Source organism: Streptococcus mitis (assembly GCF_003942775.1).
Taxonomy (GTDB): Bacteria; Bacillota; Bacilli; order Lactobacillales; family Streptococcaceae; genus Streptococcus; species Streptococcus mitis_CN.
Genome location: NZ_RJNX01000001.1, coordinates 84,695 through 98,192, shown reverse-complemented (window position 1 = coordinate 98,192; position 13,498 = coordinate 84,695). Strand labels below are relative to the sequence as shown.

Sequence of the window (13,498 nt, the reverse complement as noted above, 5' to 3'; positions counted from 1 at the left end):
TATATTTTATTGGAGGCTTTTACTCAAATGGCAAAAGAAAAATACGATCGTAGTAAACCACACGTTAACATTGGTACTATCGGACACGTTGACCACGGTAAAACTACCCTAACTGCAGCTATCACAACTGTTTTGGCACGTCGCTTGCCTTCATCAGTTAACCAACCTAAAGACTATGCGTCTATCGATGCTGCTCCAGAAGAACGAGAACGCGGTATCACTATCAACACTGCGCACGTTGAGTACGAAACTGAAAAACGTCACTACGCTCACATCGACGCTCCAGGACACGCGGACTACGTTAAAAACATGATCACTGGTGCCGCTCAAATGGACGGAGCTATCCTTGTAGTAGCTTCAACTGACGGACCAATGCCACAAACTCGTGAGCACATCCTTCTTTCACGTCAGGTTGGTGTTAAACACCTTATCGTCTTCATGAACAAAGTTGACTTGGTTGACGACGAAGAATTGCTTGAATTGGTTGAAATGGAAATCCGTGACCTATTGTCAGAATACGACTTCCCAGGTGACGATCTTCCAGTTATCCAAGGTTCAGCTCTTAAAGCCCTTGAAGGTGACACTAAATACGAAGACATCGTTATGGAATTGATGAACACAGTTGATGAGTACATCCCAGAACCAGAACGTGACACTGACAAACCATTGCTTCTTCCAGTCGAAGACGTATTCTCAATCACTGGACGTGGTACAGTTGCTTCAGGACGTATCGACCGTGGTATCGTTAAAGTCAACGACGAAATCGAAATCGTTGGTATCAAAGAAGAAACTCAAAAAGCAGTTGTTACTGGTGTTGAAATGTTCCGTAAACAACTTGACGAAGGTCTTGCCGGAGATAACGTAGGTGTACTTCTTCGTGGTGTTCAACGTGACGAAATCGAACGTGGACAAGTTATCGCTAAACCAGGTTCAATCAACCCACACACTAAATTCAAAGGTGAAGTTTACATCCTTACTAAAGAAGAAGGTGGACGTCACACTCCATTCTTCAACAACTACCGTCCACAATTCTACTTCCGTACTACTGACGTTACAGGTTCAATCGAACTTCCAGCAGGTACTGAAATGGTAATGCCTGGTGATAACGTGACAATCGACGTTGAGTTGATCCACCCAATCGCCGTAGAACAAGGTACTACATTCTCTATCCGTGAGGGTGGACGTACTGTTGGTTCAGGTATGGTTACAGAAATCGAAGCTTAATTCGATTTAGTTCCCAGAAGAACAATTATTTAAGTCAGACACTAAAAGAATCTTGCTTTGCAAGGTTCTTTTTTTAAAAAAATAAAAAGATAGACCTGATAAAGTCCAGATCCATCTAATAAGTTATTTTCAAGTGACTAGTTCGCTCCAAACACTAACATTCGATATAGTAGAGGTTTCACCAGCTGGAACCCATTTGTTAGTTCCTAAGTATCTAACTTCTAGTTTACGAACATTTACTATGTAAGATGCTTTTAGCCTGATGTAACCATAAGTGTAGGGTGGTACGTTATGGGATACTGAGTGATTTAAACTAAGTCAAAATCCAGACTCAGGAGCAGAAAAGCTAACAGCTGCACTTAAAGTTAGGGTAGCTCCAGCTTTTCCACCATAAGCAGTTGAACTTAGAGATCCTGATGTAGCGCTGCTCTTATAAGAGTGAGAGGAGCTAGTTCTATAGTCTGCAACACCAGTTGCATTAGAACGAGTCTGATACGTAGATTTAGACTCTAAATAGGCGTCTCTAAGTTCAGTCGTATAAAATGACAATAACTCTCCTGTGTTGATATCTTTTACAACACGATTAGATACAATTTCATAATTTGTGCAAGGATAGACATCAGCAAAAACCGTAGATGTTGTGATTAAGAAAAATAGATTTGATAGAACAGAGAAAAACAATAATTTCAATTTAATCATAAAAAAATGTCTATTCTTCATGATCAAAAGATTATTTTTTCAATCCTTTGAAAGTCATAATGCAACCCGAAAGGATACTGAGAGTTCCTATAGGTCTCCAATATAGCTGCCAAAAGAATAAATTTATTCTTCCTTTCAGTGTCTCATCGGGTCCAGCATAATAGGGGTTGATGTGAAATAATAAAAAACCAAAACATAAAACTATGATTCCGGTTAAGAATAAAATGTCCTTATTTACTTTCCTCATAAAATCTCNTTTTATTTAATTTTAAGCGTTTTCTATTATTAGTATACGTCAAAAAAATAAAAAAACAAGTCTATTTATTTATTAATTTATATGGTATAATAAAATAGTTGGAGAGTTTTTTTACTACGAATCTTATGTAGTTTTACAAAAAAGAGGCTAGATAAAAACTCAATTTTAGGAGAAAATGAAGTAAAATTTCCCACAATAAAACGCATAATATCAAGGTTCAATACCTGATATTATGCGTTTTTGATTTTAAAGACTTTTTGCCCAGCCTCAATGAGGGCTTTATTTTACATAGAGTTCTTGATTTTTTAGGACAATTTCTCGTACACTTGCAAACTTCTTAAGTTTTTTAAGTTCTTCTTGATGAGTGACGAGAGTGATAACATAACCTTCCTTGCCCATACGGCCAGTACGGCCAGCACGGTGAGTGTAGGTTTCAATATCTCTAGGAACATCAAAGTTTACGACACATTCTAGGCTATCGATATCAATTCCACGTGCCAGAAGGTCAGTTGCAAGAAGCAGAGTTAGTTGCTTGTCCTTGAATTTCTCTAAAATGACTTTTCTGAACTTGACGTTGACATCACTAGCTAGAGAAACAGCTAGGATATCACGATACTGTAATTTTTCCTCTGCACTTCCAAGGTCTGATAGGCTGTTAAAAAAGACCAGACCGCGGAAATCTTCTACATGAGCCAGTTTTCGTAGCATATCCACTCGGTGACGTTGATCTACCTGCATGTAGAAGTGCTGGATGTTGTCCAATTTTTGGTCAGAGAGATCAATGGTACGTGTGTTAGGCGCAATCTTCTTTTGGTCAAATTTGGTTGTCGCACTCATATAGACAAGTTGGTGGTCACGAGGTGCGTAGTGAGTAATTTTCTCGACAAAGTGTATCTGAGAATCATCGAGCAATTGGTCAAATTCATCTAGGATGATGGTTTCCACATTCATCATCTTGATTTTTTTCAATTTAATTAGTTCAAAGATACGGCCAGGAGTTCCAATCAGAATTTCTGGTCCTTTTTTTAGGCGTTCAATCTGGCGTTTCTGACTCGAACCTGATAAGAAGAGTTGGGCAGTTAAGCCGATAGCTTCAGCCCACGTTTTACATACATCAAAAATCTGTCCAGCAAGCTCAGTATTTGGTGCTAAAATCAATAGTTGTTGGGCTTTTTTCTTTTGTAGTCTGAGAAGACTTGGTAGAAGGTAAGCTAGGGTCTTACCAGTTCCTGTTGGGCTCACTCCTAGGAGGTTTTCTCCAGCAAGAAGGGGCTCAAATAGTTGAGTTTGAATGGGGGTGAATTCTAGGAAACCGAGTTGGTCACTTAGTTCTTGCCATTCAGTTGGTAGTTTGTTTTTCATTTTTCTGCCTCAAATCTAATGCCAGCAGTCTGGCGCATAGTATATAGTAGCTCATGAACTGAACTTGCATCTTCCAGCCAAGTTTGGTAGAGATTCAGATCTGGTTGCTGGGTCATGTGTGCAAATGTAGCGACTTCCTCAGTCATCGTATGAGGAGCCTGTTGGATAGGGAGTTGGACTTGATTGCCTTGATGGTCGGTAAAAATAGCCGAGCTAACATGCTCAATCGTGTTGAGAGTCAAGGTTCCATCTGTCGTATAAATCTCGCAAGGGAGATTGGAAGTGATGTTTTTTCCAGCCTTGATATGAACTTGAAAGTCAGGATAGAAGAGAATTCCGTCTCCATTTAGGTCAATGCTATTGTCAAGCTGTTGCCCCTGATAGATTGTGTTCTGAGCCTTTCCAAAGAGGCGAACGGCAGCGTAGAGAGGATAAATCCCCAAATCCATGAGGGCTCCACCAGCAAAACGGTCTGAAAAGACATTTGGTATCTGTCCCGCCAACAAATCTGGCATTTTAGAAGAATACTTGGCATAGTTGAAATCTGCCCCTAAAATCTGTTTGTCTGCTAAAAAGTTTTTGATGATAGTGAAAGCTTTTTCATGGTAATTGCGAGCTGCTTCGAATATAAAACAGTGATTTTTCTCAGCTGTATGTCTCAAATCCAGCCATTCCTGTGGCTGAGTAACAGCTGGTTTTTCAAGAATAACGTGTTTACCAGCAGACAAGGCAGCTTTTGCCTGAGCAAAATGTAAGGAGTTTGGACTAGCAATATAGACTACATCAAAGGAGCTCTTGAAGAAGTCCTCTACTTGATCAAAGAGTTGGATATCCTGATAGCGAGAAGCAAAGGTTGCCGCAGTTTCTAGTTTTCTAGAGTAGACTGCGACCAGCTGGTATTTTCCACTGGTATGGGCTGCTTCTATGAAGTGGTGGCTGATAGCCCCTGTTCCGATGACACCTAATTTAAGCATAGTTACTCCTTTTCCGATTTCAAATCCTTCTTTCATTATAACATAGATAGACGGGACTATCCAACAGAGGGTGAAAAATTTCAAATAAGCTACTAGGTCTTTTCCAAAGAAAGTGGTACAATAATGAGATGAGTAAATGAAATGGGAGGGAAAATGAGGTTATTACCTATAAGAAAAATATCACGTCAGTCTAAGAGGCTAGCGCTTTTTTTGACTTTTTGTGCAGGTTATGTAGATGCCTATACGTTTATTGTGCGAGGAAACACTCTTGTAGCTGGACAAACTGGGAATGTCGTCTTTCTTTCAGTAGAATTAATTCAAAATAATGTTTCAGATGTTAGGGACAAGGTTCTCACCTTGCTAGCTTTTATGATGGGGGTCTTTTTATTAACTGTTTATAAGGAAAAATTGAGAATTGTGAAAAAGCCAATTCTGTCACTGATTCCTTTGGCAATCTTATCAATCATTATTGGTTTTGTACCGCAAACTGTAGATAATATCTATCTAGTACCGCCCTTAGCCTTTTGTATGGGCTTGGTGACAACTGCTTTTGGTGAAGTGTCAGGTATAGCTTATAATAACGCGTTTATGACAGGGAATATCAAACGGACCATGCTGGCTTTTGGAGATTATTTTCGGACCAAGCACACTCCTTTTTTACGTGAAGGGATTATCTTTGTTAGCCTGCTTAGTAGTTTTGTCCTTGGCGTTGTCTTTTCAGCTTATTTGACGATTTTCTATCATGAAAAGACCATTCTTGGTGTTCCTATTATGATGAGCATTTTTTACCTCAGCATGCTTTTTGCCTCTTGGCAGAAAAAAGTAAAAGAAAAAGCTTCATTTTAGGTGTTATTACTTGTAAGAAAATAGGAGATATGCTATACTTGAAGAGTTGACTATGCACGTTCCTGTGCAACCGCACGAACATCGTTGCTTGATTATTCAAGTTTAAGTGGTTTGTCCCACGATGCTAGGCGAGTCTTCACAAAAAAATCGGGGAAACCCATAAAAATCATAGGAGGTGCATAATGAGCACATACGCAATTATCAAAACTGGCGGAAAACAAGTTAAAGTTGAAGTTGGTCAAGCAGTTTACGTTGAAAAATTGAACGTTGAAGCTGGTCAAGAAGTTACTTTTAACGAAGTTGTTCTTGTTGGTGGTGAAAACACTGTTGTCGGAACTCCACTTGTTGCTGGAGCTACTGTAGTTGGAACTGTTGAAAAACAAGGAAAACAAAAGAAAGTTGTTACTTACAAGTACAAACCTAAAAAAGGTAGCCACCGAAAACAAGGTCACCGTCAACCATATACAAAAGTTGTCATCAACGCAATCAACGCTTAATTTTAAGGAGAACACATGATACAGGCAGTCTTTGAGAGAGCCGAAGATGGCGAGCTGAGGAGTGCGGAAATTACTGGACACGCCGAGAGTGGCGAATACGGCTTTGATGTCGTGTGTGCATCGGTTTCTACGCTTGCCATTAACTTTATCAATTCTATTGAGAAATTTGCAGGCTATGAACCAATCCTAGAATTAAACGAAGATGAAGGTGGCTATCTGATGGTTGAAATACCAAAAGATCTTCCTTCACACCAGAGAGAAATGACCCAGTTATTCTTTGAATCATTTTTCTTAGGTATGGCAAACTTATCGGAGAACTCTTCAGAGTTCGTCCAAACCAGAGTTATCACAGAAAACTAACACGGAGGAAAACATTATGTTAAAAATGACTCTTAACAACTTGCAACTTTTCGCCCACAAAAAAGGTGGAGGTTCTACATCAAACGGACGTGATTCACAAGCGAAACGTCTTGGAGCTAAAGCAGCTGACGGACAAACTGTAACAGGTGGATCAATCCTTTACCGTCAACGTGGTACACACATCTACCCAGGTGTAAACGTTGGACGTGGTGGAGACGATACTTTGTTCGCTAAAGTTGAGGGCGTAGTACGCTTTGAACGTAAAGGACGCGATAAAAAGCAGGTTTCTGTTTACCCAATCGCTAAATAAAAAGGTCCAGTGAACCTTTTTATCCCGAGCCTTAAAATATAAAGGCGAGGAAGCTAGAAGTAGCATTAAATAAGGCTTTCCGAGATTTCGGAGAGCCTGTTTTTTTGTTTTGCTACCTATTTTGGTACCCATATTATGGAAATTGTATTTGCATCATATTATAAACGGTAAATCAACAAGATTTGCTGTTTTTATTTGCTTGAAATCAGATAAGGACTGAAAAAAGACATTATTCTAATTCTTGTCTTGGAATGTTAGAGTCTTTATTGAGACTTGAAAATTTCCAAACTTTTTTCCTTTTTGGAAAACTTCTAAAATATGGTATAATGAAAAGATAAAGAAGTTGGGGGTAGAAGATGAACATTCAACAATTACGCTATGTTGTGGCTATTGCGAATAGCGGTACTTTTCGTGAAGCTGCTGAAAAGATGTATGTTAGTCAGCCGAGTCTGTCTATTTCTGTTCGTGATTTGGAAAAAGAGTTGGGCTTTAAGATTTTCCGTCGGACCAGCTCAGGGACTTTCTTGACTCGTCGTGGTATGGAATTCTATGAAAAAGCTCAAGAATTGGTTAAAGGATTTGATATTTTTCAAAATCAGTATGCCAATCCTGAGGAAGAAAAGGATGAATTTTCCATTGCTAGTCAGCACTATGACTTCTTGCCACCAACCATTACGGCCTTTTCAGAGCGCTATCCTGATTATAAGAACTTCCGTATTTTTGAATCAACTACTGTTCAAATATTAGACGAAGTAGCGCAAGGGCATAGTGAGATTGGGATTATCTACCTCAACAATCAAAATAAAAAGGGGATCATGCAACGGGTTGAAAAGCTAGGTCTTGAGGTCATTGAATTAATTCCCTTCCATACCCACATTTATCTCCGCGAGGGGCATCCTTTGGCTCAGAAAGAGGAACTGGTCATGGAGGATTTAGCGGATCTACCAACGGTTCGTTTCACTCAAGAAAAAGACGAGTACCTTTATTATTCAGAGAACTTTGTTGATACCAGTGCGAGCTCACAGATGTTTAATGTGACAGACCGTGCTACCTTGAATGGTATTTTGGAGCGGACGGATGCTTATGCAACAGGTTCCGGGTTTTTAGATAGTGATAGTGTCAATGGCATCACAGTTATTCGTCTCAAGGATGAACTAGATAATCGCATGGTCTATGTTAAACGTGAGGAAGTGGAGCTTAGTCAAGCTGGGAATCTTTTCGTAGAAGTCATGCAAGAATATTTTGATCAAAAGAGGAAATCATGAAAAAAAGAGGAATAGTGGCAGTCATTGTACTGCTTTTGATTGCGCTGGATCAGTTAGTCAAATCCTATATCGTCCAGCAAATTCCACTGGGTGAAGTTCGTTCGTGGATACCCAATTTCGTTAGCTTGACCTACCTGCAAAATAGAGGGGCTGCCTTTTCGATGCTACAAGACCAGCAGTGGTTCTTTGCTATCATTACATTGGTAGTCATGGTGGGTGCCATTTGGTATCTACATAAACACATGGAGGACTCATTCTGGATGGTCTTGGGTTTGACCTTGATTATCGCAGGTGGTCTTGGAAACTTTATTGACAGAGTCAGTCAGGGCTTTGTTGTGGATATGTTCCACCTTGACTTTATCAATTTTGCAATTTTCAATGTGGCAGATAGCTATCTGACGGTTGGAGTGATTATTTTATTGATTGCAATGTTAAAAGAGGAAATAAATGGAAATTAAAATTGAAACTGGTGGCCTGCGTTTGGATAAGGCTTTGTCGGATTTGACAGAATTATCACGCAGTCTCGCGAATGAACAAATCAAATCAGGACAGGTCTTGGTCAATGGCCAAGTCAAGAAAGCTAAATACACAGTTCAAGAAGGCGATGTCGTCACTTACCATCTGCCAGAACCAGAGGTTTTAGAGTATGTAGCTGAGAATCTTCCGCTAGAAATCATCTACCAAGATGAGGATGTGGCCGTCGTTAACAAACCTCAGGGGATGGTTGTGCATCCGAGTGCTGGTCATACTAGTGGAACTCTGGTAAATGCCCTTATGTATCATATTAAGGACTTGTCGGGTATCAATGGGGTTCTGCGTCCAGGAATTGTTCACCGTATTGATAAGGATACGTCGGGTCTTCTCATGATTGCTAAAAATGATGAGGCGCATCTAGCACTTGCCCAAGAACTTAAGGATAAAAAGTCTCTCCGCAAATATTGGGCGATTGTTCATGGAAATTTGCCTAATGATCGTGGTGTGATTGAAGCGCCGATTGGCCGTAGTGAAAAAGACCGTAAGAAACAGGCTGTGACTGCTAAAGGGAAGCCTGCAGTGACTCGTTTCCACGTCTTGGAACGCTTTGGTGATTACAGCTTAGTGGAGTTACAACTGGAGACAGGGCGTACCCATCAAATCCGTGTTCATATGGCTTATATTGGTCATCCAGTCGCTGGGGATGAAGTCTATGGTCCTCGTAAGACTCTGAAAGGGCATGGACAATTTCTTCATGCCAAGACCCTAGGTTTTACTCATCCGAGAACAGGTGAGATTTTGGAATTTACAGCAGATATCCCAGAGATTTTTAAGGAAACTTTGGAGAGATTGAGGAAGTAAGAATGAAAAAGAAATTAACTAGTTTAGCACTTGCAGGCGCTTTTTTAGGTTTGTCATGGTATGGAGATGTTCAAGCTCAAGAAAGTTTAGGAAATAAAATTCACTTTATCAATGTTCAAGAAGGTGGCAGTGATGCGATTATTCTTGAAAGCAATGGACATTTTGCCATGATTGATACAGGAGAAGATTATGATTTCCCAGATGGAAGTGATTCTCGTTATCCGTGGAGAGAAGGAATTGAAACATCTTATAAGCATGTTCTAACAGACCGTGTCTTTCGTCGTTTGAAGGAATTGGGTGTTCAAAAACTTGATTTTATTTTAGTCACTCATACTCACAGTGACCATATTGGAAATGTTGATGAATTACTGTCTACCTATCCAGTTGACCGAGTTTATCTTAAAAAATATAGTGATAATCGTATTACTAATTCTGAACGTCTATGGGATAATCTGTATGGCTATGATAAGGTTTTACAGACTGCCGCTGAAAAAGGTGTTTCAGTTATTCAAAATATCACACAAGGGGATGCTCATTTTCAGTTTGGAGACATGGATATTCAACTCTATAACTATGAAAATGAAACTGATTCATCAGGTGAATTAAAGAAAATTTGGGATGATAATTCTAATTCTTTGATTAGCGTGGTAAAAGTCAATGGTAAGAAAATTTACCTTGGGGGCGACTTAGATAATGTTCATGGAGCAGAAGACAAGTATGGTCCTCTCATTGGAAAAGTTGATTTGATGAAGTTTAATCATCACCATGATACCAACAAATCAAATACCAAGGATTTTATTAAAAATTTGAGTCCGAGTTTGATTGTTCAAACTTCGGATAGTTTACCTTGGAAAAATGGTGTTGATAGTGAGTATGTCAATTGGCTTAAAGAACGAGGAATTGAGAGAATCAACGCAGCCAGCAAAGACTATGATGCAACAGTTTTTGATATTCGAAAAGACGGTTTTGTCAATATTTCAACTTCCTACAAACCGATTCCAAGTTTTCAAGCTGGTTGGCATAAGAGTGCATATGGGAACTGGTGGTATCAAGCGCCTGATTCTACAGGAGAATATGCAGTAGGTTGGAATGAAATCAAGGGTGAATGGTATTACTTCAATCAAACGGGTATCTTGTTACAGAATCAATGGAAAAAATGGAATAATCGTTGGTTCTATTTGACAGACTCTGGTGCTTCTGCTAAAAATTGGAAAAAAATCGATGGAAGCTGGTATTATTTCAACAAAGAAAATCAGATGGAAATTGGTTGGATAAATACTGGAGGTCAGAATTATTATTTATCCAAGGATGGTTCGCTACAAACAGGTTGGCTTCAATATAAGGGGCAATGGTATTACTTTGCTCAATCAGGAGAAATGAAAACGGGTTGGGTAAAAGATAAAGAAACCTGGTACTATATGGATTCTACTGGTATCATGAAGACAGGCGAGATAGAAGTTTCTGGTCATCATTACTATCTAGAAGAATCAGGAGCTATGAAGCAAGGCTGGCTTAAAAAGGCAAATGATTGGTATTTCTACAAGACAGACGGTTCACGAGCTGTGGGTTGGATCAAAGACAAGGATAAATGGTACTTCTTAAAAGAAAATGGTCAATTACTTGTGAATGGTAAGACACCAGAAGGTTATACTGTTGATTCAAGTGGTGCCTGGTTAGTGGATGTTCCGGTAGAGAAATCTGTTACAACTAAAGTCACAAGTCATTCAGAAATAAAAGAATCTAGTGAAGTAGTGAAAAAAGATCTTGAAAATAAAGAAACGAGTCAACACGAAAGTATTACAAGTTCTTCAACTAGTCAAGATTTGACTTCTTCAACTTCACAAAGCTCTGAAACGAGTGCAAACAAATCGGAATCAGAACAGTAGTAAAAAAGAAGGTTTTAGGGCCTTCTTTTTCCTATCAACTCTTTTCTATTTCCTACCATTCATGTTATAATGGATAAATATGAAGAATCGGAGTAAGACTATGAAATACAAACGGATTGTCTTTAAGGTGGGGACTTCTTCTCTGACAAATGAGGATGGAAGTTTATCACGTAGTAAGGTAAAGGCTATTACCCAGCAGTTGACTATGTTGCACGAGGCTGGTCATGAATTGATTTTAGTGTCGTCAGGTGCCATTGCTGCAGGTTTTGGGGCCTTAGGATTTAAAAAGCGTCCGACTAAGATTGCTGATAAACAGGCTTCAGCAGCGGTAGGGCAAGGCCTTTTGTTGGAAGAATACACGACCAATCTTCTCTTGCGCCAAATCGTTTCTGCACAAATCTTGCTGACCCAGGATGACTTTGTGGATAAGCGCCGTTATAAAAATGCCCATCAGGCTTTGTCAGTTCTACTTAGCCGTGGTGCGATTCCTATCATCAATGAGAATGACAGTGTCGTTATTGATGAGCTCAAGGTTGGGGACAATGATACTCTGAGTGCGCAGGTTGCAGCCATGGTCCAAGCAGACCTTTTGGTCCTCTTGACAGATGTGGACGGTCTTTATACTGGAAATCCTAATTCAGACCCAAGAGCCAAACGCTTGGAGAAAATCGAGACTATCAATCGTGAGATTATTGATATGGCCGGTGGAGCCGGTTCTTCAAACGGTACTGGGGGCATGTTAACCAAAATCAAAGCAGCGACTATTGCGACAGAATCAGGAGTTCCTGTTTATATCTGCTCATCTTTGAAGACAGATGCCATGATTGAGGCGGTAAATGAAACTAAGGATGGTTCCTACTTTGTTGCGCAAGAGAAGGGACTTCGTACCCAAAAACAATGGCTTGCCTTCTATGCTCAGAGTCAAGGTTCTATTTGGGTTGATAAAGGGGCTGCAGAAGCTCTCTCTCAACATGGAAAGAGTCTTCTCTTATCTGGTATCGTTGAAGCAGAAGGATCCTTTTCTTACGGTGATATCGTGACAGTATTTGACAAGGAAAGTGGAAAATCACTTGGAAAAGGACGCGTGCAATTTGGTGCATCTGCTTTGGAGGATATGTTGCGTTCTCAAAAAGCCAAGGGAGTCTTGATTCACCGTGATGACTGGATTTCCATTACTCCTGAAATCCAACTACTCTTTACAGAATTTTAGAGGTAAACTATGGTAAGTACACAAGAACAATTTGAACAGGTACAGGCTGTTAAAAAATCGATCAACACAGCTAGTGAAGAGGTGAAAAACCAAGCTTTGCTAGCCATGTCTGATCATTTATTAGTAGCTACTGAGGAAATTTTAGCGGCCAATGCCCTTGATATGGAGGCGGCCAAGGGTAAAATCTCAGATGTGATGTTGGATCGTCTTTATTTGGATGCAGGGCGCATAGAAGCAATGGCAACTGGGATTCGTGAAGTGGTTGCTTTACCAGATCCAATCGGTGAAGTTTTAGAAACAAGTCAGCTTGAAAATGGCTTAGTGATCACCAAAAAACGTGTGGCTATGGGTGTTATCGGTATTATCTATGAAAGTCGTCCAAATGTGACGTCTGACGCGGCTGCTCTGGCTATCAAGAGTGGGAATGCGGTTGTTCTTCGTAGTGGGAAGGATGCCTATCAAACAGCCCATGCCATTGTCACAGCCTTAAAGAAGGGCTTGGAGACAACGACTATTCACCCAGATGTGATTCAACTAGTGGAAGATACTAGCCGTGAAAGTAGCTACGCCATGATGAAGGCAAAGGGCTATCTAGACCTTCTTATTCCTCGTGGAGGAGCTGGCTTGATTAATGCGGTGGTCGAAAATGCGATTGTACCTGTTATCGAGACAGGAACTGGTATTGTCCATGTTTATGTGGATAAGGATGCAGACGAAGACAAGGCTCTGTCTATCATCAACAATGCTAAAACTAGTCGTCCTTCTGTCTGCAATGCTATGGAGGTTCTACTTGTTCATGAAGACAAGGCAGCAAGCTTCCTTCCTCGTTTGGAGCAAGTTTTAGTTGCAGATCGAAAAGAAGCTGGACTGGAACCAATTCAATTCCGCTTGGATAGTAAAGCAAGTCAGTTTGTTTCAGGTCACGCAGCTGAAGCACAAGACTTTGACACCGAGTTTTTAGACTATGTATTAGCTGTTAAGGTTGTGAGCAGTTTAGAAGAAGCGGTTGCCCATATTGAAACCCACAGTACCCATCATTCGGATGCTATTGTGACGGAAAATGCTGAAGCTGCAGCTTACTTTACAGATCAAGTGGACTCTGCAGCGGTTTATGTCAATGCCTCAACTCGTTTCACAGATGGTGGCCAATTTGGTCTTGGTTGTGAAATGGGGATTTCTACTCAGAAATTGCACGCGCGTGGTCCAATGGGCTTGAAGGAGTTGACTAGCTACAAGTATGTGGTTACTGGTGACGGACAGATAAGGGAGTAAGA

Annotated in this window: 14 protein-coding genes, 1 pseudogene and 1 other annotated feature; of the genes and pseudogenes, 11 read left to right on the top strand and 4 right to left on the bottom strand. The window is 40.2% G+C overall.

Going from position 1 to position 13,498, the window contains the following annotated elements; all coding sequences use genetic code 11:
* The first annotated feature begins 27 nt into the window (after positions 1 to 27).
* Positions 28 to 1,224 (top strand): elongation factor Tu, encoded by a 1,197-nt coding sequence (tuf, locus tag D8848_RS00480; RefSeq protein ID WP_001040726.1) that lies wholly within the window; start codon positions 28 to 30, stop codon positions 1,222 to 1,224.
* Between the two features lie 318 nt (positions 1,225 to 1,542).
* Here the strand turns inward: tuf and D8848_RS00475 are convergent, their stop codons facing one another.
* From D8848_RS00475 to D8848_RS00465, 3 genes are all read right to left on the bottom strand, one after another.
* Positions 1,543 to 1,923 carry a hypothetical protein gene (locus D8848_RS00475; protein WP_223340783.1) on the bottom strand — a complete coding sequence of 127 codons (381 nt, stop codon included), beginning with the start codon at positions 1,921 to 1,923 and terminating at the stop codon, positions 1,543 to 1,545.
* 535 nt (positions 1,924 to 2,458) lie between these two features.
* A complete protein-coding gene (locus tag D8848_RS00470; protein ID WP_125450628.1) occupies positions 2,459 to 3,541 on the bottom strand; it encodes a DEAD/DEAH box helicase in 1,083 nt (360 codons plus the stop codon).
* On the bottom strand, positions 3,538 to 4,515 hold the full coding sequence (locus D8848_RS00465; RefSeq protein WP_125450627.1) for a Gfo/Idh/MocA family protein: 978 nt from the start codon (positions 4,513 to 4,515) through the stop codon (positions 3,538 to 3,540). Before D8848_RS00465 ends, D8848_RS00470 begins: the two co-directional genes overlap by 4 nt.
* Positions 4,516 to 4,656: 141 nt before the next feature.
* Between D8848_RS00465 and D8848_RS00460 the strand changes: the two genes are divergently transcribed.
* From D8848_RS00460 to rpmA, 4 genes are all read left to right on the top strand, one after another.
* Positions 4,657 to 5,361 carry a YoaK family protein gene (locus D8848_RS00460; RefSeq protein ID WP_080983328.1) on the top strand — a complete coding sequence of 235 codons (705 nt, stop codon included), beginning with the start codon at positions 4,657 to 4,659 and terminating at the stop codon, positions 5,359 to 5,361.
* Positions 5,362 to 5,419: 58 nt separating this feature from the next.
* Positions 5,420 to 5,507: a sequence feature (ribosomal protein L21 leader region), on the top strand.
* Between the two features lie 36 nt (positions 5,508 to 5,543).
* Entirely contained in the window at positions 5,544 to 5,858 is a 315-nt protein-coding gene (gene rplU / locus D8848_RS00455; RefSeq protein ID WP_000109141.1) for a 50S ribosomal protein L21, read from the top strand.
* Positions 5,859 to 5,873: 15 nt separating this feature from the next.
* Positions 5,874 to 6,218: a ribosomal-processing cysteine protease Prp gene (locus D8848_RS00450; protein ID WP_000613694.1), complete on the top strand. Its 345-nt coding sequence runs from the start codon at positions 5,874 to 5,876 to the stop codon at positions 6,216 to 6,218.
* 16 nt (positions 6,219 to 6,234) lie between these two features.
* Positions 6,235 to 6,528, top strand: coding sequence for a 50S ribosomal protein L27 (rpmA, locus tag D8848_RS00445; protein WP_000916509.1), 294 nt, complete (start codon positions 6,235 to 6,237; stop codon positions 6,526 to 6,528).
* Between the two features lie 289 nt (positions 6,529 to 6,817).
* On the opposite strand, the pseudogene D8848_RS10825 reads toward rpmA, so the two are convergent.
* A pseudogene (locus D8848_RS10825) lies at positions 6,818 to 6,892 on the bottom strand (AraC family transcriptional regulator); the annotation flags it as partial.
* Between D8848_RS10825 and D8848_RS00440 the strand changes: the two are divergent.
* The 6 genes from D8848_RS00440 (at position 6,885) to D8848_RS00415 (ending at position 13,496) form a co-directional block, all read left to right on the top strand.
* The gene (locus D8848_RS00440) at positions 6,885 to 7,793 is read left to right on the top strand and encodes a LysR family transcriptional regulator (RefSeq protein ID WP_125442792.1); all 909 of its coding nucleotides are present in this window, start codon (positions 6,885 to 6,887) and stop codon (positions 7,791 to 7,793) included. The pseudogene D8848_RS10825 and the gene D8848_RS00440 overlap by 8 nt on opposite strands.
* On the top strand, positions 7,790 to 8,251 hold the full coding sequence (lspA, locus tag D8848_RS00435) for a signal peptidase II (RefSeq protein ID WP_077804944.1): 462 nt from the start codon (positions 7,790 to 7,792) through the stop codon (positions 8,249 to 8,251). Before D8848_RS00440 ends, lspA begins: the two co-directional genes overlap by 4 nt.
* Positions 8,241 to 9,128 carry an RluA family pseudouridine synthase gene (locus tag D8848_RS00430; RefSeq protein ID WP_084926435.1) on the top strand — a complete coding sequence of 296 codons (888 nt, stop codon included), beginning with the start codon at positions 8,241 to 8,243 and terminating at the stop codon, positions 9,126 to 9,128. The genes lspA and D8848_RS00430 overlap by 11 nt, the downstream gene beginning before the upstream one ends.
* Before the next feature lie 2 nt (positions 9,129 to 9,130).
* On the top strand, positions 9,131 to 11,014 hold the full coding sequence (gene cbpE, locus D8848_RS00425) for a phosphorylcholine esterase CbpE (RefSeq protein WP_125442791.1): 1,884 nt from the start codon (positions 9,131 to 9,133) through the stop codon (positions 11,012 to 11,014).
* A 100-nt stretch (positions 11,015 to 11,114) separates the two neighbouring features.
* On the top strand, positions 11,115 to 12,224 hold the full coding sequence (gene proB / locus D8848_RS00420; protein WP_221763041.1) for a glutamate 5-kinase: 1,110 nt from the start codon (positions 11,115 to 11,117) through the stop codon (positions 12,222 to 12,224).
* A gap of 9 nt (positions 12,225 to 12,233) precedes the next feature.
* Complete coding sequence (locus D8848_RS00415; protein WP_125442789.1) at positions 12,234 to 13,496, top strand: glutamate-5-semialdehyde dehydrogenase; 1,263 nt, start codon at positions 12,234 to 12,236, stop codon at positions 13,494 to 13,496.
* The last annotated feature ends 2 nt before the right edge of the window (positions 13,497 to 13,498 follow it).

Bases quoted from the DNA above. Each gene is read 5' to 3' on its own strand.
- D8848_RS00450 (WP_000613694.1), top strand. From the start codon at position 5,874: ATGATACAGGCAGTCTTTGAGAGAGCCGAAGATGGCGAGCTGAGGAGT.
- rpmA (WP_000916509.1), top strand. From the start codon at position 6,235: ATGTTAAAAATGACTCTTAACAACTTGCAACTTTTCGCCCACAAAAAA.
- D8848_RS00430 (WP_084926435.1), top strand. From the start codon at position 8,241: ATGGAAATTAAAATTGAAACTGGTGGCCTGCGTTTGGATAAGGCTTTG.
- D8848_RS00465 (WP_125450627.1), bottom strand. From the start codon at position 4,515: ATGCTTAAATTAGGTGTCATCGGAACAGGGGCTATCAGCCACCACTTC.
- D8848_RS00470 (WP_125450628.1), bottom strand. From the start codon at position 3,541: ATGAAAAACAAACTACCAACTGAATGGCAAGAACTAAGTGACCAACTC.
- tuf (WP_001040726.1), top strand. From the start codon at position 28: ATGGCAAAAGAAAAATACGATCGTAGTAAACCACACGTTAACATTGGT.
- lspA (WP_077804944.1), top strand. From the start codon at position 7,790: ATGAAAAAAAGAGGAATAGTGGCAGTCATTGTACTGCTTTTGATTGCG.
- D8848_RS00440 (WP_125442792.1), top strand. From the start codon at position 6,885: ATGAACATTCAACAATTACGCTATGTTGTGGCTATTGCGAATAGCGGT.
- cbpE (WP_125442791.1), top strand. From the start codon at position 9,131: ATGAAAAAGAAATTAACTAGTTTAGCACTTGCAGGCGCTTTTTTAGGT.
- D8848_RS00415 (WP_125442789.1), top strand. From the start codon at position 12,234: ATGGTAAGTACACAAGAACAATTTGAACAGGTACAGGCTGTTAAAAAA.
- D8848_RS00460 (WP_080983328.1), top strand. From the start codon at position 4,657: ATGGGAGGGAAAATGAGGTTATTACCTATAAGAAAAATATCACGTCAG.
- proB (WP_221763041.1), top strand. From the start codon at position 11,115: ATGAAATACAAACGGATTGTCTTTAAGGTGGGGACTTCTTCTCTGACA.
- rplU (WP_000109141.1), top strand. From the start codon at position 5,544: ATGAGCACATACGCAATTATCAAAACTGGCGGAAAACAAGTTAAAGTT.
- D8848_RS00475 (WP_223340783.1), bottom strand. From the start codon at position 1,923: ATGATTAAATTGAAATTATTGTTTTTCTCTGTTCTATCAAATCTATTT.